This is a genomic window from Pseudoxanthomonas koreensis (assembly GCF_041890415.1).
Taxonomy (GTDB): domain Bacteria; phylum Pseudomonadota; class Gammaproteobacteria; order Xanthomonadales; family Xanthomonadaceae; genus Pseudoxanthomonas; species Pseudoxanthomonas koreensis_A.
In genome coordinates, this window is record NZ_CP169056.1 from 1,483,306 (window position 1) to 1,503,120 (window position 19,815).

General features: G+C 67.4%; 22 protein-coding genes, 3 tRNA genes and 1 pseudogene. 15 read left to right on the plus strand and 11 right to left on the minus strand.

The window, feature by feature from the left end:
- From ACEJ41_RS06745 to ACEJ41_RS06780, 8 genes are all read left to right on the plus strand, one after another.
- Window positions 1-3,153 carry an efflux RND transporter permease subunit gene (locus ACEJ41_RS06745; RefSeq protein ID WP_374014012.1) on the plus strand — a complete coding sequence of 1,051 codons (3,153 nt, stop codon included), beginning with the start codon at window positions 1-3 and terminating at the stop codon, window positions 3,151-3,153.
- A gap of 172 nt (window positions 3,154-3,325) precedes the next feature.
- On the plus strand, window positions 3,326-3,832 hold the full coding sequence (locus tag ACEJ41_RS06750; protein ID WP_066922005.1) for a MerR family transcriptional regulator: 507 nt from the start codon (window positions 3,326-3,328) through the stop codon (window positions 3,830-3,832).
- Window positions 3,829-4,134 carry a DUF2933 domain-containing protein gene (locus ACEJ41_RS06755; RefSeq protein ID WP_374014013.1) on the plus strand — a complete coding sequence of 102 codons (306 nt, stop codon included), beginning with the start codon at window positions 3,829-3,831 and terminating at the stop codon, window positions 4,132-4,134. Before ACEJ41_RS06750 ends, ACEJ41_RS06755 begins: the two co-directional genes overlap by 4 nt.
- 1 nt (window position 4,135) lies before the next feature.
- Window positions 4,136-4,801 carry an isoprenylcysteine carboxylmethyltransferase family protein gene (locus tag ACEJ41_RS06760; RefSeq protein WP_374014014.1) on the plus strand — a complete coding sequence of 222 codons (666 nt, stop codon included), beginning with the start codon at window positions 4,136-4,138 and terminating at the stop codon, window positions 4,799-4,801.
- 80 nt (window positions 4,802-4,881) lie between these two features.
- A complete protein-coding gene (locus tag ACEJ41_RS06765; protein ID WP_066922009.1) occupies window positions 4,882-5,301 on the plus strand; it encodes a hypothetical protein in 420 nt (139 codons plus the stop codon).
- Window positions 5,302-5,382: 81 nt separating this feature from the next.
- Window positions 5,383-6,768, plus strand: coding sequence for an MBL fold metallo-hydrolase RNA specificity domain-containing protein (locus tag ACEJ41_RS06770; RefSeq protein WP_374014015.1), 1,386 nt, complete (start codon window positions 5,383-5,385; stop codon window positions 6,766-6,768).
- The gene (locus ACEJ41_RS06775) at window positions 6,765-7,355 is read left to right on the plus strand and encodes a hypothetical protein (protein ID WP_374011543.1); all 591 of its coding nucleotides are present in this window, start codon (window positions 6,765-6,767) and stop codon (window positions 7,353-7,355) included. The genes ACEJ41_RS06770 and ACEJ41_RS06775 overlap by 4 nt, the downstream gene beginning before the upstream one ends.
- Window positions 7,356-7,401: 46 nt before the next feature.
- The gene (locus tag ACEJ41_RS06780; protein WP_374011544.1) at window positions 7,402-7,701 is read left to right on the plus strand and encodes a hypothetical protein; all 300 of its coding nucleotides are present in this window, start codon (window positions 7,402-7,404) and stop codon (window positions 7,699-7,701) included.
- Here the strand turns inward: ACEJ41_RS06780 and ACEJ41_RS06785 are convergent.
- The 4 genes and pseudogenes from ACEJ41_RS06785 to ACEJ41_RS06800 form a co-directional block, all read right to left on the minus strand.
- Window positions 7,691-8,803, minus strand: a complete 1,113-nt coding sequence (locus tag ACEJ41_RS06785; RefSeq protein ID WP_374011545.1) for a hypothetical protein — start codon at window positions 8,801-8,803, stop codon at window positions 7,691-7,693. The two genes, ACEJ41_RS06780 and ACEJ41_RS06785, sit on opposite strands and share 11 nt — an antisense overlap.
- 44 nt (window positions 8,804-8,847) lie before the next feature.
- Complete coding sequence (locus ACEJ41_RS06790) at window positions 8,848-9,543, minus strand: carboxymuconolactone decarboxylase family protein (protein ID WP_374014088.1); 696 nt, start codon at window positions 9,541-9,543, stop codon at window positions 8,848-8,850.
- Window positions 9,532-9,984: pseudogene (locus ACEJ41_RS06795) on the minus strand (cupin domain-containing protein); the annotation flags it as partial. The pseudogene ACEJ41_RS06795 and the gene ACEJ41_RS06790, both read right to left, overlap by 12 nt.
- Entirely contained in the window at window positions 9,981-11,060 is a 1,080-nt protein-coding gene (locus ACEJ41_RS06800) for an alpha/beta hydrolase (RefSeq protein ID WP_374011546.1), read from the minus strand. The gene ACEJ41_RS06800 and the pseudogene ACEJ41_RS06795, both read right to left, overlap by 4 nt.
- 102 nt (window positions 11,061-11,162) lie before the next feature.
- Between ACEJ41_RS06800 and ACEJ41_RS06805 the strand changes: the two genes are divergently transcribed.
- On the plus strand, window positions 11,163-12,056 hold the full coding sequence (locus ACEJ41_RS06805; RefSeq protein WP_374011547.1) for a LysR family transcriptional regulator: 894 nt from the start codon (window positions 11,163-11,165) through the stop codon (window positions 12,054-12,056).
- Between the two features lie 191 nt (window positions 12,057-12,247).
- Here the strand turns inward: ACEJ41_RS06805 and ACEJ41_RS06810 are convergent, their stop codons facing one another.
- From ACEJ41_RS06810 to ACEJ41_RS06835, 6 genes are all read right to left on the minus strand, one after another.
- Window positions 12,248-12,850, minus strand: coding sequence for an SCE4755 family polysaccharide monooxygenase-like protein (locus ACEJ41_RS06810; RefSeq protein WP_374011548.1), 603 nt, complete (start codon window positions 12,848-12,850; stop codon window positions 12,248-12,250).
- A gap of 218 nt (window positions 12,851-13,068) precedes the next feature.
- Window positions 13,069-13,144 (minus strand) — tRNA-Ala (locus tag ACEJ41_RS06815).
- A 50-nt stretch (window positions 13,145-13,194) separates the two neighbouring features.
- Window positions 13,195-13,270: transfer RNA gene (locus ACEJ41_RS06820), tRNA-Glu, on the minus strand.
- A 31-nt stretch (window positions 13,271-13,301) separates the two neighbouring features.
- A tRNA-Ala gene (locus ACEJ41_RS06825) sits at window positions 13,302-13,377 on the minus strand.
- 21 nt (window positions 13,378-13,398) lie between these two features.
- Window positions 13,399-14,184, minus strand: a complete 786-nt coding sequence (locus ACEJ41_RS06830) for a sulfurtransferase (RefSeq protein ID WP_374011549.1) — start codon at window positions 14,182-14,184, stop codon at window positions 13,399-13,401.
- A 46-nt stretch (window positions 14,185-14,230) separates the two neighbouring features.
- Window positions 14,231-14,575, minus strand: a complete 345-nt coding sequence (locus ACEJ41_RS06835; RefSeq protein ID WP_374011550.1) for a DUF6164 family protein — start codon at window positions 14,573-14,575, stop codon at window positions 14,231-14,233.
- A gap of 67 nt (window positions 14,576-14,642) precedes the next feature.
- On the opposite strand from ACEJ41_RS06835, the gene ACEJ41_RS06840 reads away from it, so the two are divergent.
- Together ACEJ41_RS06840 and ACEJ41_RS06845 are read left to right on the plus strand one after the other, a co-directional pair.
- The gene (locus ACEJ41_RS06840) at window positions 14,643-15,101 is read left to right on the plus strand and encodes an FKBP-type peptidyl-prolyl cis-trans isomerase (protein WP_374011551.1); all 459 of its coding nucleotides are present in this window, start codon (window positions 14,643-14,645) and stop codon (window positions 15,099-15,101) included.
- 31 nt (window positions 15,102-15,132) lie between these two features.
- Window positions 15,133-16,380, plus strand: coding sequence for a TIGR03862 family flavoprotein (locus ACEJ41_RS06845; protein ID WP_374011552.1), 1,248 nt, complete (start codon window positions 15,133-15,135; stop codon window positions 16,378-16,380).
- A gap of 22 nt (window positions 16,381-16,402) precedes the next feature.
- On the opposite strand, the gene ACEJ41_RS06850 is transcribed toward ACEJ41_RS06845, so the two are convergent.
- Window positions 16,403-16,747, minus strand: a complete 345-nt coding sequence (locus tag ACEJ41_RS06850; RefSeq protein WP_374011553.1) for a RidA family protein — start codon at window positions 16,745-16,747, stop codon at window positions 16,403-16,405.
- 142 nt (window positions 16,748-16,889) lie between these two features.
- Between ACEJ41_RS06850 and motA the strand changes: the two genes are divergently transcribed.
- The 4 genes from motA (at window position 16,890) to ACEJ41_RS06870 (ending at window position 19,810) form a co-directional block, all read left to right on the plus strand.
- Window positions 16,890-17,744 carry a flagellar motor stator protein MotA gene (gene motA, locus ACEJ41_RS06855; RefSeq protein ID WP_374011554.1) on the plus strand — a complete coding sequence of 285 codons (855 nt, stop codon included), beginning with the start codon at window positions 16,890-16,892 and terminating at the stop codon, window positions 17,742-17,744.
- A 3-nt stretch (window positions 17,745-17,747) separates the two neighbouring features.
- Entirely contained in the window at window positions 17,748-18,740 is a 993-nt protein-coding gene (gene motB, locus ACEJ41_RS06860) for a flagellar motor protein MotB (RefSeq protein ID WP_374011555.1), read from the plus strand.
- A 112-nt stretch (window positions 18,741-18,852) separates the two neighbouring features.
- Window positions 18,853-19,098: an RNA-binding S4 domain-containing protein gene (locus tag ACEJ41_RS06865; RefSeq protein ID WP_374011556.1), complete on the plus strand. Its 246-nt coding sequence runs from the start codon at window positions 18,853-18,855 to the stop codon at window positions 19,096-19,098.
- 91 nt (window positions 19,099-19,189) lie between these two features.
- Complete coding sequence (locus ACEJ41_RS06870) at window positions 19,190-19,810, plus strand: mechanosensitive ion channel domain-containing protein (protein ID WP_374011557.1); 621 nt, start codon at window positions 19,190-19,192, stop codon at window positions 19,808-19,810.
- Window positions 19,811-19,815: the final 5 nt, after the last annotated feature.

Sequence of the window (19,815 nt, forward strand, 5' to 3'; positions counted from 1 at the left end):
ATGCTTGGTCGCCTCATCGAGTGGTCGGTACGCAACGTCTTCCTGGTCCTGGTGATGACGCTGGCAATCGTCGCCGGTGGCATCTATGCGCTGATGAACACGCCGCTGGACGCACAGCCGGACCTGTCGGACGTGCAGGTGATCGTGTTCACCGAGTACCCGGGGCAGGCACCCCAGGTGGTCGAGGACCAGGTCACCTATCCACTGACCAGCGCCTTGCTCGCGACGCCGAAGTCGAAGGACGTCCGCGGGTTCTCGTTCTTCGGCGCCTCCTTCATCTACGTCATCTTCGAGGAAGGCACGGACCTGTACTGGGCGCGCTCGCGCGTGCTCGAAAACCTCAACGTGGCGTCGAAGAACCTGCCGGCCGGCGTGGCACCTGCGCTGGGACCCGATGCCTCGGGCGTGGGCTGGGTCTACCAGTACGTGCTGCAGAGCGACCGCCATTCGCTGGACGAGCTGCGCGCCATGCAGGACTGGTACCTGCGTTACCAGCTCACCACCGCGCCTGGCGTGGCCGAGGTCGCCAGCGTCGGCGGCTTCGTGCGGCAATACTCGATCACCGTCGACCCCGTGCGCCTGCGCGAGTTCGACATCCCGATTTCGCGGGTGTCCGAGGTGATCGCCGCGAGCAACCGCGACGTCGGCGGCCGCGTGATCGAAATGGCCGAGACCGAGTACATGGTCCGGGGACGTGGCTACCTGCGCGGCATCGAGGACATCGAGAGCCTGGTGCTGCGCGCCGAAGGCGGCGCACCGGTGCTGATCGGCGACGTCGCCCGGGTCGAACTGGTGCCCGACGAGCGCCGTGGCATCGCCGACCTGGACGGCGAAGGCGACGTCGTGGCGGGGATCGTCATTGCGCGGTTCGGCGAGAACGCCCTGGCCGTGATCGGCGGGGTAAAGGACAAGATCGCGGAACTTGCACGCGGCTTGCCCGAAGGCGTCAGCGTCCAGGCGGTCTACGACCGGTCAGATCTCATCGTGCGTGCGATCAAGACGCTGCGCACGACCTTGCTCGAGGAGAGCCTGATCGTCGCGCTGGTTTGCCTGCTGTTCCTGTTCCATGCGCGCAGCGCGCTGGTCGCGATCGTCATGCTACCGGTCGGCGTGCTGATCGCAGTCATCGCGATGCGTGCGCTCGGCATGAACTCCAACATCATGAGCTTGGGCGGCATCGCGATCTCGATCGGCGTGATGGTCGATGCGGCGATCGTGATGATCGAGAACGCGCACAAGCACATCGAGCGCTCCGACGGCTCCCGAAGCCGAGCCCAGCTGATCATCGACGCCTGCCGGGAGGTCGGGCCGGCGCTGTTCTTCAGCCTGATGATCATCACCGTCTCGTTCCTTCCGGTGTTCGCCCTGGAGGCGCAGGAAGGCCGCCTGTTCAAGCCGCTGGCCTTCACCAAGACCTTCGCCATGGCCGGTGGTGCGCTGCTTTCGGTGACCTTGGTGCCGGTGCTCATGCTCCTGTTCGTGCGCGGCAAGATCATGCCCGAGCAGAAGAACCCGGTGAACCGGTTCCTGGTCGCGGCCTATCGGCCCGTGATCGACGTCGTGCTGCGGTACCGCATGGCCACGATCGCGATCGCGCTGGTCGCCCTGTTCGCCAGCCTGTGGCCGGCGTCACGCCTGGGCAGCGAGTTCATGCCCACGCTCAACGAGGGCACCCTCCTGTACATGCCAGCGTCGCTGCCGGGCATGTCGGTGACCAAGGCGTCGGAGCTGCTGCAGCAGCAGGACCGGATCATCAAGGGCTTCCCGGAGGTGGAGTCGGTGTTCGGCAAGGCGGGCCGCGCCCTGACCGCCACCGATCCTGCACCTTTGGAGATGTTCGAAACCGTCATCAACCTCAAGCCCGAGGACGAGTGGCGGGACGGCATGACCACCGACAAGTTGATCGCGGAGATGGACGAGGCGCTGAAGTTCCCGGGCGTGGCCAACTCCTGGACGATGCCGATCAAGGCCCGCACCGACATGCTGGCCACCGGCATCCGCACGCCCGTGGGCATCAAGTTGTTCGGCACGGATCTTGAGCAACTCGACGCGCTGGCCACCGAGATCGAAGCCGTTGTGCGCGAAGTGCCGGGGACGACCAGCGCGTTCGCCGAGCGCCTGACCGGCGCCTACTACCTCGACATCACCCCCGACCTTGGCAGCCTGGCCCAGTACGGCGTGACCCTGGGCGAGGTGCAGGACGTGGTGGCGGCCGCGCTGGGCGGCGAGATCGTCACCACCATCCTGCAGGGCCGCGAACGCTTCAGCGCGATCGTGCGCTATCCACGCGAGCTGCGAGACAACCCGCACCGTATCGGCAGCCAAGTCCTGGTGCCCGTGCCCGGCGGCGCGCAGGTGCCCCTCGGCGAGTTGGCGCGGATCGAGGTCAGGAAAGGGGCGCCGAGCATCCGCACCGAGAACGCGATGCTGGCGGCCTACATCTACGTCGATACGCGTCAGAGCGATTTGGGCCGCTACGTGAAGGCGGCGCAGGAAGCGGTCACCGAACAGGTGCAGTTCCCACCGGGCTACTACGTGACCTGGAGCGGTCAATACGAGTACATGCAGCGTGCCGCCGAAAAGATGCGCGTCGTCGTCCCGGTGACGTTGGCGCTGATCTTCCTGCTGCTGTACCTCAACTTCCGCCGCGTCACTGAGTCGTTGATCGTGATGTTGTCGGTGCCGTTCGCGCTGGTCGGCGGTGTGTGGCTGATGTGGCTGCTCAACTACAACGTCAGCGTCGCCGTGATCGTCGGCTTCATCGCGCTGGCCGGCGTCGCCGCGGAAACCGGCGTGGTGATGCTGATCTATCTCGACCACGCGCTGGAGGCTCGCGCCGCGCAGCGCCAAGCCGAAGGCCGCTCGCTGGATGCCGGCGACCTGCGCGAGGCGATCATCGAAGGCGCGGTCGACCGCGTGCGCCCGAAGATGATGACCGTGGTCGCGATCATGGCCGGCCTGCTGCCGATCATGTGGAGCAGCGGCACAGGCTCGGAGGTCATGCGCCGCATCGCCGCGCCGATGGTGGGCGGCATGGTCTCGTCCACGGTGCTGACGCTGGTGGTCATCCCGGCGCTGTACTCGTTGATCAAGCAGCGGCAGCTGGCCAGGAAGCGGCCAACACCTGCTGCGCTGCCGGCGGACGTGTCGTGATGTGGCCGACCTTCAACGCGCCAGGGCAAAGGCGGTCCGCGTGTGCGTTGACCCAAGATTATCGCTGCGGGAGCACTCGATGCCTTGGTGTGGATGGAGGCGTGTCAGCCGAGCTTGACCTGTGTGCGGGACACAGGTCTAGCGTGATCACCATCTTTCCTGGAGCGCGCCAATGATGGGCAAAGACGAAGCAGCGCCGCCGCTGATGACGGTACGCCAGCTGGCACAGCAGGGCGACGTCACGGTGCATGTGGTCCGCAACTATCTGCGGCGCGGCCTCCTACAGGCGGCCACGCACACCGAGGGCGGGTATCAGCTCTTCTCGGCTTCGGAGCTCCAGCGCCTGCACTTCATTCGCACGGCACAGCAGCTTGGTTTCACGCTGGCCGAAATCGAGGAAATCATCCGCCACAGCCTGCAGCGGCATAGTCCCTGCCCGCTTGTGCGGGACATCATCCGGCGCAGGCTTGACGACACCCGCCAACAACTGGACAGGCTGCTCGCCATGCACGAGCGGATGGAGCGTGCCATCCACGCCTGGGCGAAGCTTCCGGACTCCATTCCGACTGGCAATGACGTCTGCGCATTGATCGAAGCCGTTGCCGCGACAGAAGGCGGCAAGTTCGTCAGGTCCACCCCGCGACGCCTTCTCGGACGCCTCACTCAGGATTTGCCATGACTGCCCCCCGCTCTCCAACCACGTCGGGGTCCGGACGTTGGGTCTTCTGGATTTTCCTTGCGCTCGCCGTCTTCTATCTTGGCGTCGAGCATCGCGCCCACCTTGCTGGAACACTCCGCTGGTTGCCATTGGCCATCCTGCTGTTGTGCCCCCTCATGCATGTGTTCATGCACAAAGGACATGGCGGACATGGAGGACATGGACAAGGCGGCAATGCCGTCGACTCATCCAATGGGGGCCATGGCGGCAGCAAGCGGGCGCTGACCGACGAAACGTCCGACACATCGAACGGAGGGCAATGACATGCACGCATCTGACGCTGGCTACGGTCTCTGGCTCCTCGCCGCCATCAACGCCGCCTTCTTCATCTTCTTCGCCTGGAGCTTCTACAAGCCGTTGACGCGGTGGGACTGGCGGGGGTTCGGGATGTTCTCCGCATTCGTCGTGGCCCTGTTCGCGGAAATGTATGGCTTCCCGCTGACGCTGTACGTCCTGGGCGGGTGGCTCAGCGCCAACTATCCGCAGGTCAACTGGCTCAGCCACGACGCCGGCCATCTGCTGGAGATGTGGTTCGGCTGGCGCGCCAATCCGCATTTCGGTCCATTCCACATCGCGAGTTTCGTGTTTATCGGCGGAGGGTTCTGGTTGTTGTCGACCGCCTGGCCCGTGCTGTATCGGGCACAGCGAGAGGGTCGGCTTGCCCGTGAGGGCGTGTATGCGCGCATGCGCCACCCGCAGTACGTTGCCTTCGTGCTGGTGCTGACCGGCTTCCTGCTGCAGTGGCCCACGCTGCTCACGCTCGTCAGCTATCCGGTGCTGGTGTGGGCCTATGCCCGCCTCGCGCGTCGTGAGGAGAGGGATTGTCTGAGCCGCTTCGGCGAGGACTACGTGAGCTATATGCAGGAGGTGCCGGCCTTCATACCGCGACGCCGGCGCGGTCCTGTCCGATCGGCGGGGGAAGCCCGATGAAGGCCGACCGTCGTGTTCCATCCCTTCGTGCTCTAGCAGTCTCGCTGTTTCGCCTCACATCCATGCAAGGAGTCCACACAATGAACAACGTCACACATGCCGCCTGTTTTTCTGGCCCACGCACCAATCCCAATCGCTGGTTCGCCGCGCTGGCGCTGGCGGGCGCCTTCGCCTTCTCCTTCGCACTGCCGGGGGTTGCTTCCGCGGGCGAAGGCGGGTTCCGCCACAACGTGTTGATGCGCGGCCAGGTTCTGGAGACGCAGGACGACACACTGGTGGTCTGCGTCGGCAAGGCCGACGGAGCCCAGGTCGACCAGGTGCTGGATGTGATCCGGCACAAGCGCCGTAACCGCGGTCCTCGGGATATCGGGCCGCGCTTTCGCCGGGAAGCCGTCGGTCAGGTGCGCATCACCGGGCTGTTCGACGACCACTACGCAGACGCTGAAGTGATCTCCGGAACGCCCAAGGTCAATGACATCGTCGAGCTGATTCGACCGTGAGCAAGCCACGCGTCCGGCGCAATCTGCGCCGGACGTGCGCCCGCTGTCCGCCCTCACTTCCTGCCAGAACCGGAGCTCATCATGACCTCGACTTCCCGCCCGACGCTGCAGTTCCTCGGTGCCGCCGGCACCGTCACCGGATCGCGCTACCTGGTCGAGGCCAACGGTCAGCGCGTGCTCGTGGACTGCGGCCTGTTCCAGGGCTACAAGCAATTGCGCGACCGCAACTGGGCTCCGTTTCCCGTCGAGCCGTCATCAATCGACGCGGTGGTCCTGACCCACGCCCACCTGGACCATTCTGGCTACTTGCCCGCACTGGTCAAACAAGGGTTCCGCGGCCGGATCCACTGCACCCATGGCAGCGTGGCCCTGTGCGGCCTGCTGCTTCCCGACAGCGGACACCTGCTCGAAGAGGAGGCCAAGTACGCGGCCCGCAAGGGGTACTCCAAGCACAAGGAACCACGACCGCTTTATACCGAGGATGACGCCCGCCGCAGCCTGAAGCAGCTCAAGGGGCATGACTATGGTCGCGACATCGAGGTCACATCAGGCGTCACGATCCGCTTCCATCCTGCCGGCCACATCCTGGGCGCTGCCCATGTCAGCCTGGACGTCCAGGGCCAGCGCCTGCACTTCAGTGGCGACCTGGGACGGCAGCAAGAGTCGCTGATGAATCCGCCGACGCCCCTGCCCGCCTGTGACGTACTGGTCTGCGAATCCACATATGGCAATCGGGAACACGTTCCGATCGACCAGGAGGCGGAGCTGGCCCCCATCATCCGCCGCGTCGCTGCCCGTGGGGGCGTAATCGTCATTCCGGCCTTTGCCATCGGTCGCGCCCAGGCGCTCATGCTGCATATCGCCCGGTTGCGCGAGCGCAAGGACATCCCTCGCGTGCCGCTCTACCTCAACAGCCCGATGGCAATCAACGCGACCCGGCACTACCACGCCCACCATTCCGAGCACCACGTGTCCGAAGAGGACTGCCAGCGGATGTTCGACGTGGCCACCTTCGTCAACACTGTAGAAGAGTCGAAGGCGCTCAACCGCCAGCGCGGGCCGATGATCATCATCTCGGCCAGCGGCATGATCACCGGCGGGCGCGTGTTGCACCACATCGAGGCGTTCGGCCCCGATGACTGCAACGCGATCCTGCTCGCGGGCTACCAGGCCGGAGGAACACGCGGTGCCGCGCTGGCGGCAGGCAAGCGCACGTTGCGCATGTTCGGCCGCGAGGTCCCCATCCGCGCTGAAGTGGTGCAGCTGGAAGGCTTCTCCGGCCACGCCGACGCCGGGGAGTTGCTGGACTGGATGCGCACCGCGCCGTCCGCGCCGCGCGTGGTGTACCTCACCCATGGCGAGCCCGATGCAGCCGACACACTGCGCGCGCGCGTGCAGCGTGAACTGGGCTGGCGTGCGCGCGTGCCGGAGCACCTGGAGCAAGTCGGATTGGAGGATGCGAGATGACCACGCAGGCCCCGGGCCACACCCGCCTGCGCGTCACCCGTGCCGGCATCGACACCTACCAGCAGCCGGTGGTCTATATGCACCGTGACTGCGAAGTCTGCCGCTCGGAAGGCTTTGCCGCGATGACGCGCGTGAGGCTGGACGTCGGCGCGCGCACGCTGGTGGCGACGCTGAACGTGGTCGTCGACGATCGGCTCGGCCTCGACGAGGTGGCGCTGTCGGAGGCCGCGTGGACGCTCCTCGATCCCATGCGCGATGCCCTCGCCCGGGTGCGGCATGCGGAACCCGCGTCGTCGGCAGGCGCGCTCCGCGCCAAGGTGTTCGGGGCACGGCTGGACGACGCGCAGTACCTCGCCCTGGTGCAGGACGTGATGGAAAGCAGGCTGTCGGACCTGGAGCTTGCCGCTTTCGTCACGGCCAGCGCGGGCGACCGCCTCGACAACGCCGAGACGACCTCGCTGACACGGGCCATGATCGCCGTTGGCCAGCGCCTGGATTGGGGCGATGGGCCGGTGCTGGACAAGCATCGCGTCGGCGGCCTGCAAATCGGCCGGCAAGTCGCGCATCAGCGCCAGCTGTCTTGCTAGTGCTTCAGCCTTGGCCTGCTGGATTTCAGCCTGCCGCTGGGCCTCCATGGCGTTGGCGTTGCTTTGCTCCAGAACGCACGAGTTGCGCTTTCTGGACCGCTGCCTGCTTCTTTTGAAGGTCCGCAAGACGGCTTTGGAACTCCCTGCTCTACTGCCGGGCGCGATCGACTTCGGCATGGGCCCGGTCCTCGGTCGCCTGGATATGCTTCGCCAGTGTTTCCCGTTCGGCCTGGGCAGTGTCTTGGAGCGCCTGCAGGCGTCGATCGGCTGCTTGTCGCGCGGTTTCGGCGTTCGCCGCTTGCTCCAGCGCAACGTCGCGCTGTTGCGCCAATTCGTCAGAACCTAGCGCCGCCATTCTTCGTGCTGATCCAATAGAGAATCAGGTCTGCGATCTGCAGATTGTTGGTGTCCATCATGAGCATGTGACTGTTGCCCCGCAGCCCGGCCTCGGTCGTGGTCATGAGACGTACGTCGCCCCCTGCCGCATCCACGCGCTTCTTGAACTGCTCGCAGTCGTCAAAGCGAGCCTTCCAGTTCGGGGCAGGCAGCCGGGTGTCCGCGGCGAGGTAATCGCCAAACACGATCAGGGTCGGAATCCTTGCCAGGGATTCGATCTCCGCGTCGGAGTGCGTCGCGGCACCGCAAGTGCCGGGTTCGATCATGACGATCGCGCGGATCCCGTGTGGGTCGATGATCGCCGATTTCAGCGGATACGGTCCGGACTGCGAGTGACTGAGCAGGACTGCCCCGTCGAGTTCTCGCGCCAGCGCTGCGAGCGCCTTCCAGTTGGGGTTTGCAGCACGCGAGGCGCCAAGCAGGTCGGGAACGCCTTGCTTGGAGAACTCTGCAGCCGCCTCGACCGGAAACTTCGTCTCCGGGAAGGCACTGTCCGGCTCGGGGCCGATGCGGAAATTGGTCCACGCGCCAAACCGATCACCCAGCCTGAGCACGGCCGGTGGCGCATCCGGCGCGAGATCCTTGGCACGCGCGGAGTTGAAGACCGAGGCATCGAACCCCGAGCGCCCGCGACCGATCTGGTCGACGACGTAGGTGGGATGGCCGTTGCGGACAAAGTACTCGTACCAGCCCATGCGACCGTCCGGCGTTGTGTCGTAGGACTTTCCGGTCAGCGTGGCGCCGTGAACCAGAACTACCGGCACCTTGTCCGCGCCGTCGGCCACCATGTAGTCGACGTACATCTGGTTGATCGTGATCCGGTCTGCAGGACCGAAACCGCCGAGCTCGACGGCCGACCTCTCGACCTGCTCGCCTCCGATGAAGAAGCTGCCGCGCGCCTTGAGAACGAGCGGGCTCTGGGCCGGCTGGACATCATTCAACGCCTGGGCGGCAACGGGGCCCTGCGCGGCTATCGCGCAACCAAGCAGTGCCGTGGCGACCGCCGAACGCAGCGCTCGAGGCGCCCCGCCTCGGGTTGGGGAAGAAGACATGCTTGCACTCCTTGGGTGATGTGATTCGGATCCCGTCATCTGGATCACGGCGTTGCCGGCGGCGCCAGCGCCTGGGCCAGTGCGTCACTGGCGCGCCGGGCTGCCGCCTGGTCGCCGCTTTCGGCCAGCAGCGCGACCAGATGCTGGAGCTGCCCGGCGGACAGCCCGACCCGCAGGCTCGCGCGCATGTGCGACCGCAGCTGTGCCTCGACACCGGGCATGGCCGCCAATGCGCCCACCGTGGCCAGCTCACGACTCTTCCAGTCGAGGTTGTCGCGCTCGAAGATGTCTCCGAACAGGTGGGCCTGCAGGAACTGGTTGATGACGGGCGCAAAGTCCATCACCGGGCCTTCGACTGGCGCCCCGGCGATCCGGGTCTGGTTGGCCTTGCCCGCCGCCAGCAGTGCCTCCCCGGTGGGCACCGCCCGGCCGGGTTCACGGCCCGCCGCGTCCTGGATGCCTCGTTGCCTGCGCTCTTCGACCACGTTCATCAACGTCCCCAGCGCATTGAGGCTGCGCGGAAAGCCGACGTAGGCGTAAAGCTGCACGAGGATCTCCCTTGACTCGCTGACGCTCAGGCCAGCATCGAGACCTCGGCTCAGTGCGCTTTCGAGTCCGGGCATGTCGCTGGTGGCCATGGCGGCTGCGATCAACGGGATCGCCTGCTCCCTGTCGGAGAGCGGTTGGTCGGCAGGCGGATCGAAGGACGCGCCCTGCGGGTCTGCTTCCACCTTTTCCATCCACTGCACGGACTTTCCATCGGGCACGCGGCTGATGGCCAGATGGGTCATGGGCGCGGTCGGCCCGGCACCATGCCAATGCTTGACCCCCGGCGGGCAGATGACCACATCGCCCGGGTGGATCTGCTGGATGGGCTTGCCCCATTCCTGCGTCAGCCCGGACCCGGATACGACCACCAGACGCTGCCCGGCGGGATGGATGTGCCAGGCCGAGCGCGCGCCCGGTTCGAAGGTGACGTACGCGGCCGACACCGGAATGTCGGCATCGGCGACAAAGAGCGGCTCGACGCGGACCGCTCCCGTGAAGCGATCCGACGGACCGAACGCGATTTCCTGTGTTCCGGCCCGGATCACCTGCTGACCGACCGGCGGCTCGTTCGCATCGACGACGCCCGCCAATGAGGCCGCGGCGCAGGCTGAAAGCAGCCAAACCTTCTTCATTCCCGTTCTCCCGATGCGAGCGTTCCGGCGTAGAACGGCGCCAGTTTGCCCATCGCCGATTCCACGTATTCGGGCACCCAGTAGGTCTCGATGTGCGTCGCACCCTCGATCATGAACAGCTCCTTGCGCGTCGTGCCGGTGGCCAGCGGGATTGCCTCTTCGGACATGTACAGGCTGTCGGCCTCGGCGCCCGCGATCATCAGCAGCGGCTGGTCGATCAGCTCCAGCTGATCCGTGGCATCGAAGCGCATCAGGTCGAGCAGACTGCTCATCGTGTATTTGCTGGACGCATTCGGGTGGGCGTGGGTCCGACCGTAGTACATCAGTCCCTGGCGATACAGCTCGAACGGCAGGGCGGCGATCTGTTCATCGGTCAGCTGCACATCGTTGGCATAGGCCACCTGTCCGCCGGCTGCTTCCGCAGCGCGGGCATCGGAGGCCTGGCGGAGGCGCGCCGGGATGGTGTCCAGCTGCGAGTCCATGTAGCCATTCCGGCGCACTCGTCCCGAGTTGAACATGCTCAGGGTGGCCACCGCCTTGAAGCGCTTGTCGGTCTGCGCGGCCTTCAGGGCGTACCCGCCCCCGCCGCAGATGCCGAGCAGGCCCAGGCGGTCGGCATCCACGCCCGGGAAGCCCGAGATGAAGTCGGCCATGCCGTGGATGTCTTCGACCCGATGGGTCGGCGTGTCGATGTAGCGCGGCTCGCCGCCGCTGCCGCCCTGGTAGGCGGCGTCCGCCGCAATCGCGATGTAGCCCCGCTCGGCCAGGCGCTGGGCGTACAGGCCCGCGACCTGTTCCTTGACGCCGCCATTGGGATGCGCCACGACGACGGCGGGGTAGTTCTTTCCGGGATCGTAGCTGGCGGGCAGATAGACATTGGCGGCGATGCGCACGCCATCGAGCTCGTAGTCCACCGGGCGGAGGTTGACCCGGCCCGGGAGGTTCCCGGTGATCGCACCGTCGTAGGCCAGCGTGAACGGATTGGCCCGGTAGTCGGCGGCCCCGGCGTCCTGTGCCGAGACCGCGAACAGCGCTGCCATCACGGCGGCCTTGGTGCGGGTGAGCTTCAGCGGCACGGGGTTTTTCCTCGGCAGTACCTGGCAAGGCGCCATGATCGCCCGAGCTTTGATGCTGAAAAAGTAGTAAAACGAGAATGGGTCTATATCAAGGATTCATCAATGGAGCGGCACGACCTGCCCGACCTCGTGGCGTTCCTGACCGTGGCCGAGGAGCGAAGCTTCACCAGGGCCGCGGCGAAGCTGGGAACGTCGCAATCGTCGGTCAGCCACACCATCCGTCGGCTTGAAAGCCGACTGGGAGTACGACTCCTGATGCGAAGCACACGCAGCGTCTCGCCCACTGTAGCGGGGGAAGAGCTCATCGCGACGCTGAAGCCGGCACTGGCGGACATTGACGCCAAGCTCGGGATGCTGGGGGAGCTGCGGGACAAGCCTGCCGGCACGATTCGAATATCCACCAGTCGCCATGCGGCTCAACGGGTGCTCGTACCGGTCCTCACGGCTCTATTGGCAAAGTTCCCTGACATCCATGTCGAGCTGTCGACCGACGGCACCCTGGTCGACATCGTGGCCGACCGCTTCGACGCCGGCGTGCGCCTGGGCGAGCAGGTCGCCAAGGACATGATCGCGGTGCCGATCAGCCCTGATCTGCGTTTGGCGGTGGTCGGCTCACCCAGCTATTTCGATCGGCACGACAGACCGGCACACCCAGACGACCTCACCACACATCGATGCATCAACCTTCGCATGCCGACGCACGGGGCGATCTACAACTGGGAGTTCTCGCAAGCCGGCCGCGAGCTGCAGGTCCGGGTCGACGGCCAAGTGACTGTGAACGACTCCATCGTGGCGGTGGACGCCGCGATCGGCGGGATGGGCCTTGCCTGCCTGATGGAGGATCTCGTCGCTCCGGCCGTGGCCGATGGCCGTCTGGTCAGGGTGCTGGAGGAATGGTGCGAGCCGTTTGCCGGATACCACCTGTACTACCCGAGCCGACGTCAGCCATCCCAGGCCTTCTCACTGGTCCTCGAGGCACTCAGGTACCGGCCCTGATCAATTCCGCAGGCGACGTCCACGATTACGCCTGCTACCCATGATAAACATCCCTAATTGTGATCTCTCAGTAGGTTGTTCACCGGGCGCAACCACGGCGGCGGAATTGCAGCGGCGCCCGCGACCAGCATTCATCGGTCATCGGCGTAGTGAGCTCACCAATTCCGGAGCCCTCCACGAGGGCTCCGGTCTCACGCGCCCGCGCCAGCGCTTTCGCTGCTCAGCCTCAGGTCGATGCACTGGTAGTAGAGGTCATCGGCATCCTGCGCAGACGGGTCATACGGCGCTTTCCCCTGCTCGGTCATCAGCTGGATGATCTGCAGGGTGCAGTTGTCGCATTCCACATCGGGCAGCTTGACGTCGACCGAGTAGCGCTTGCCGTGCGGTGAATCGTCGTGGCGGCCGAAGTCGTCGATCAGGACGGTGTCGTTGTTGTGGAAATCGTCCTTGCCGCAGTTGGGCTCCCCTGCACTGCAGGTGCGCCCCGCCGGGATGATGCTCGCAGGGTTGACGAAGCCGTCGTCGCCGTCGTTGTCGAATGCGATGCGGTAATAGCCGGGGTGCCCGACGTATTCGATCCATGACACGTTGATCGTCTCGCCGGGCGAGTACGTGTAGACATTGTCGCTGCGGGTGCCGTCAGGGCGGCCGCAGGGTGCGTTCTTGATCTCGCCGGGGCCATAGCGCGAGACGTGGGTATCACTCATGTCCACGCTGAAGTGGGCACTGGCACTTGCCGGGTACATGCCCAGCATGATCAGCAGCAAAGCTGAAATTCCGAGACGCAGGTGCATCGCAAGGCTCCTTGAACCGGTATGGCCTTGCGGCTCCCGGGGGTCCCCGGCAGGTTACCAGCGCCAGCAGCGCGCGTCGTGGTCCAGGCGGCCGAGGCATCGGCGGCCTGGTGGTTGCGGTATGCGGCCGCCAGGTGCGCCGGTCTCTTGCGCGCAGTCGGCAGCGACGACAACGGCGTGTGCGCCGAAGGTGGCTGGCCGGACCGATGACGGGGTGATGGTGGAGCCAGGCGGGATCGAACCGCCGACCTCCTGCATGCCATGCAGGCGCTCTCCCAGCTGAGCTATGGCCCCGGATGTTCCGGAAAGAACCGCCGCGCGATCACCGCGCGGCGTTGCTGGAGTGGCGTCCCCACGGGGATTCGAACCCCGGTCGCTACCGTGAAAGGGTAGTGTCCTAGGCCTCTAGACGATGGGGACTGAATCGTCGCTTCGCCCGGCATTGCCGGATTGGTGGAGCCAGGCGGGATCGAACCGCCGACCTCCTGCATGCCATGCAGGCGCTCTCCCAGCTGAGCTATGGCCCCACGAAGCTGAGGGCGCGAATATTAGCCAGTCGCCCCCGGGCACGCAAGTATTTCGTGTGCCGGTGCGTCGTCGGACAGTGGCTGCAACTGCGGGTCGAGCGCGGTGCGGGCGTCGAACACGAAGCACCGCCCCTCGTAGCCCAGGCCGCCCACCTGTTCGAAATAGCCCAGGATCCCGCCATCCAGTTGCAGCACGTTGTCCATGCCCTGTTGCTGCATCCACAGGGCGGCCTTCTCGCAGCGGATGCCGCCGGTGCAGAAGCTGACCACGGTGGCGTCCTCCAGCGCTGCGCGGTGCGGCGCCAGGGCGTCGGGCAACTGGGTGAACCGGGTGATCGGCAGGGTCAGTGCGCCGGCAAAGGTGCCGTACTCGACCTCCTGCGCATTGCGCGTGTCCAGCATCACCACCGGGCGGCCGGCGTCATCGCGCCCGCCCTGGGCCAGCCAGCGCGCCAGCGTCGGCGGGTCGACGGTCGGGGCGCGCTGCCCGGTGGCCAATGGCGTGGCCTGCGGATGGCGGAAGCTGATGATCTCCGGCTTGAGCTTCACCTTCAGCCGCTCGAATGGCTGGTGCCGGCTGTGGCTGTACTTCACCTGCAGGTCGTCGAATCCGGGGCGCTGGCGCAACTGGGCCAGGACCTCGCGCAGGGCGGGCGCGGCGCCGGCCAGGAACAGGTTAACGCCCTCGCCGGCCACCAGCACCGTGCCAAGCAGTCCGGCCGCAACGGCACGCTGCCGCAGCCAGTCGGCCAGCGCGGGCGGGTCGGCGATTTCCACGAAATGGTAGGCGGCGGCGTTGAGGATCATGCGCACATTGTACGAGCCGCCGGGCCGCGCCCGCGGTTGCAGGGCGTCAACGCAGCAGCAGCCAGGGCAGCACCAGGGTCAGCACGATCAGGGCCAGGATGGCCGCCAGCCGCGACAGCACGAACCATGGCCGCTGCCGCAGCAGGTCCTGGAAGCTGGTCTGGTCACCGGCTGCCTGCGCCTGTTCGCGGCGCTGCTGCTGGTACTCGTCCAGCAGGTGGCGTGCGCGCGGGTAGTCGTCGTTGTCGCGCAGCCACAGGCCGGCGGCCGATATCCCCCACGGCCCCGGGCTGGTCTCGTACCAGTCCAGCGCGTGGGCGGTGAGCAGCGCACGCACCTCGTCGGCTTCGTCGTCGGGTACGTTGCGCAGGTCGAACAGACGCTTGGCCATCGCCGCATCATAGCCCGCGTCCGGGCATGGGTTAACCTTGCGCCCCGCGCCAACGACGTCCCGTGCCATGCATCGCAAGCTCCGCACCCTCGCCTCCCTGCTGGCCTTCGCACTGTGCGCGCTCAGCGCCTGCCAGGCCGATCCGGGCCCGCCGCCGGGCGGCAGCGTGGCGGCACTGGAACTGGTGGAGGTGCACCCGGGCGATCCGGACGGCCCGGTGGCCACGGTCCGCAGCCGGGTCACCGTGCACTACACCGGCTGGCTCTACGACGAGCGCGCGCCCGCAAAGCGTGGCGAGCAGTTCGACAGCTCCCGCGACCGCGGCGAACCCTTCACCTTCGTGCTCGGCGCCGGCCAGGTGATCCGCGGCTGGGATGACGGTGTGCTGGGCATGCATGTCGGCGGCCGGCGCACGCTTCTGGTGCCGTCCGGGCTGGCCTACGGGCGTCGCGGCGCCGGCGGGGTGATTCCACCGCATGCCTCGCTGGTGTTCGACGTGGAGCTGCTGGACGTGCGTCCCGACTGACATGCCCACTGACTCGACTGACATGGCCGCCATGTCCCCTGCCCTCCAGCTACCCGGCCTGGCGGTGGTCGGTGGTGGCCCGGCCGGGCTGATGGCGGCCGAGGCCGCACGCGCAGCCGGTGTGGAAGTGGACCTGTTCGAGGCCAAGGGTTCGGTCGGGCGCAAGTTCCTGATCGCCGGCAAGGGCGGACTCAACCTCACCCATGCCGAGCCGATGCCCGGCTTCGCGCTGCGTTACGGGCCCCGCGCCGAGCCGGTTGCGGCATGGCTGCGCGACTTCGGCCCCGACGAGTTGCGTGCATGGGCACGCGGGCTGGGTGTGGACACCTACATCGGCAGCTCGCGACGGGTATTTCCGCTGGACCGCAAGGCCGCGCCATTGCTGCGCGGCTGGGTACGCCGGCTCAAGGACCAGGGCGTGCGCTTCCATGTACACCACCGCTGGACCGGCTGGGATGGCGACGGCGCGCTGCGCATGGCCACGCCCGACGGCGAGCGCCGCGTGCGCGCGGCCGCATGCGTGCTGGCGCTTGGCGGCGGCAGTTGGCCGCAACTGGGCTCGGATGGCGCCTGGACCGATGCCGTGGCCGCGCGCGGCATCGGGGTGGCACCGCTGGTTCCGGGCAACTGCGGCTTCGACGTGGGCTGGAGCACGCACCTTGCCCAGCGCCATGCGGGCGCACCGCTCAAGCCGGTGGTTGCCCACTGGCGTGATGCCGGGGGCACCGGGCATGCGCTGCAGGGCGAATGCGTGATCACCGCCACCGGCCTGGAAGGCAGCCTGATCTATGCGCTGTCGGTGCCACTGCGCGAGGCCATCGCACGTGACGGCCACGCCCTGCTGTGGCTGGACCTGGTACCGGGCCGCACCCCGGAGCGCCTGCAGCGCGATCTGGCCCGCCCGCGCAACGGGCGCAGCCTGAGCGAGCACTTGCGCCGCCAGGCCAACGTGGACGGAGTCAGGGCCGCGCTGCTGCGCGAGGTGCTGGACGCCGAGGCACTGGTCGACATGGGCAAGGTGGCCGTCGCACTCAAGCGGCTGCCGCTGGTCCTGCAACGGCCGCGCCCCATCGTCGAGGCGATCAGCAGTGGCGGCGGCGTGCGCCTGGAGGCGCTGGACGACGACCTGATGGCCCGTGCCCTGCCCCGCACCTGGTTTGCCGGCGAGATGCTGGACTGGGAGGCGCCCACCGGCGGCTACCTGCTGACGGCCAGCATGGCCAGCGGACTGCGGGCCGGGCGTGCGGCCGCGCGCCAGCTGCTGGCCAGCGGCGGCTGAGCGCAGCCCGGCGCCGGGTGGCTTACGCCGCCGCGGTCACCACGATCTCGACCTTCCACTCCGGCTTGACCAGCCTGGCCTGTGCGGTGGCGCGTGCCGGCGTGTGCCCGGGCACCACCCAGGCTTCCCAGGCCTGGTTCATGCCGTCGAAATCGGCCATGTCGGCCAGGAAGATCTCGGCGCGCAGGATCCGGGACTTGTCCGAACCGGCCTGGGCCAGCAATGCATCGATCGCCGCCAGCACCTGGCGGGTCTGGCCGACGATGTCCTGCGAGGTGTCTTCGGGCACCTGGCCGGCGAGATAGGCCACGCCGTTGTGGACGGCAAGCTCGGACATGCGCGGGCCGACTTCGAAACGCTGGATCATGCGGACGATTCCTTGGGGATGAGGGACCGCCGGACGCGGCGGCGGCGCAGGATACACCCGCCCGGTGCACCTGCGGGAGCGGGCGGGCTCAATTTCCGCCGCGGCGTGCCGATAGCGGAATGACTCCGGGCAACCCATCCCCATGCTCATCCTGATCGGCTTCGTCGTCGTCGTACTCAGTGTGGCCGGCGGTTACGTCATGGCCCACGGCAAGCTCGGCGCGCTGTGGCAGCCCTACGAGTTGCTGATCATCGGCGGCGCCGCCACCGGCGCGTTCCTGGCCGCCAACCCGGCCAAGGTGGTCAAGGCGGTGATGCGCGGCGTGCCCGACCTGTTCCGCGGCGCACGCTACAAGCGCGAGGACTACGTGGACATCCTGTCGATGGTCTACGACATCCTGATCAAGGCGCGCAAGGAAGGGTTGATCGGGATCGAGAAGGACGCCGATGACCCGGGCTCCTCGACCATCTTTACGCGCTATCCGAAGTTGCTGGCCGACCATCACCTGATCGAGTTCACCACCGACTGCCTGCGGCTGATGGTCAGCGGCAACATCGAACCGCACGAGCTGGAGCAACTGCTCGAGATCGAGGTCGAGACCCACCACCAGGAGGCGGCCGAGCCGGCCCATGCGCTGCAGGTGCTGGCCGACTCCCTGCCCGGCTTCGGCATCGTGGCCGCGGTGCTTGGCATCGTCATCACCATGGGCGCCATCGACGGTGAGCCAAGCGAGATCGGCATGCACGTGGCCGGCGCGCTGGTCGGCACCTTCCTCGGTATCCTGCTGGGCTACGGCTTCGTCGGCCCGTTGGCCGCTTCGATGCAGCACCGGGTGCACGCGGAAGGCAAGGCGTTCGAGGTCATCAAGATGGCGCTGGTCTCCAGCCTGCGCGGCTACCCGCCGGCGGTGGCGGTGGAGTTCGCGCGCAAGCTGCTGTTCACCGACGTGCGCCCGGCCTTCGCCGACCTGGAAACCCACCTGCGCGGCAACCGCTGAGCCATGGACAAGCCTGCGCCGATCATCGTCCGCCGGGTCAGGAAGGTCGCAGGCGGCCACCATGGCGGCGCCTGGAAGGTGGCCTACGCCGATTTCGTCACCGCGATGATGGCCTTCTTCCTGGTGATGTGGCTGGTGGGCGTGGCCAGCAAGGAACAGAAGGCGGCGGTATCGGAGTATTTCAACAACCCCAGCGTGGTCGAAGGCCTGGCGGCAATCCCGGGCAGCGGCTCCACCGGGCCGGGCGGAGCCTCCGACCGGCTGATCCCGACCACCAGCGCGCTGTCGGTGCCCGGCGGCATCGGCCCGCGCCCGGGTGACCCCCAACGCGCACGCCAGGCCCGTGCGCCGGTGACCGACACGCTGATCGCGGCCGACGCGCGGATCGAGGACCGGCGCCAGCTGGACGAACTGCGCCACGAGCTGGAGGCGGCCATCGAAAACAGCCAGGCGCTGGCGCCGTTCAAGGACCAGTTGCTGATCGATCTGGCGCCCGAAGGCTTGCGCATCCAGATCGTGGACCGCCTGAGCCGGCCGATGTTCGACCTGGGCAGCTCGCGGATGAAGGATTACACCATCGAGCTGATGCACGAGCTGGGCCTGCTGCTGGCCGACTCGCCGCACCGCATCGCCCTGGCCGGGCATACCGACGAGACCCCGTTCCAGGGCCCGCACGGCTACGGCAACTGGGAGCTGTCCAGCGACCGCGCCAATGCCGCGCGTCGTGCCCTGCTGGAGGGTGGGCTGGGCGAGGAACGGATTGCGCGGGTGGTGGGGCTGGCCGCCTCGATCCCGTTCGACCAGCACGAGCCGCGCGCACCGATCAACCGCCGGATCAGCATCGTGGTGCTCAACCGCGTGGGCAACGGCCCCGATGGCGCCCTGGCATCGCCCATCGCATCCACCAGCGCCGATGCCACCATCACCGCCGCCGCCGCCGCCGCGGTCGCCCCCTCCCGCGGCGCGCTGGGCGACCTGGCCGAATCCAGCCATTGAAGCGCAGCGGCCCGGCAGTGCCGGGCCATGCTGCATCGCACTGTTGCATACTCCCCTGCCGCAAGCCGGCGCCCGCGTGAGCGCCGGCCAGGCCGTCCCACCGAGACCTGCAATGGACGACATGGAATTCGAGCTCGACCGCGATTACGTGGAACTCAACCAACTGCTCAAGCTGGCCGGCTTGTGCGACAGCGGTGGCGCCGGCAAGGCGCTGGTCGCCAGCGGGTGCGTGCACGTGGACGGCGCGCCGGAACTGCGCAAGACGCGCAAGATCCGCGCGGGGGAAACGGTGAGCGTGGATGCGGTGAGCATCCGGGTGGTCGCATCCGGGCAGGCGGCGCCGGAGGCGGCGCAATGACCGCGACGGCCCGCACGGCGGCCATGGCCGGCCGGCCAGCGCCAGGGTTCATCCAGGCCCGCGTCACCACCGCCACCGATCGGATGCGCGCATGAGCTGGCAGGTGCCCGGATGGATGCAGGGCTGGCTGGACACGGTGCTGCCGATCGGCCAGATCCTGCTGGTGCTGCTGGCCGCGTGGCTGCTGCAGCGCCTGGTACGCGGCCTGGTGCGACGGCTGGTGCTGCGGCGCGGCCTGCCGCCGGAAATGGCAACGGTGCTGCGCAGGGTATCGGCCACCCTGGTCGCGATGGCGGCCACCTTGCTGGTACTGGAGCGGCTGGGCGTGTCCGGCACCGTGCTGTGGACCGCGTTCACCAGCTTCGCTGCAGTGGGCGCGGTGGCGTTTTTCGCGGCCTGGAGCGTGTTGTCCAACATCTTCTGCTCGGTGCTGATCTTCACCACCCGGCCGTTCCGCCGCCACGACCATATCGAGATCCTGGAAAACGGCGAGAAGCCCGGCCTGAAGGGCCGGGTCCTGGACCTGAACCTGATCTACACCACCCTGCAGGAAATCGACACCGGCGCGGAAGGCGAAAGCAGCGTGCTGCAGGTGCCCAACAGCCTGTTCTTCCAGCGTGCGGTGCGCCGCTGGCGCGGGCCGGGCGTGCCTTCGCCGTGGCTGGCCGCCGCGCCCGCCGGCGAAACCGCGAGCGCAGAGCCGCCACGCTGAGGCCG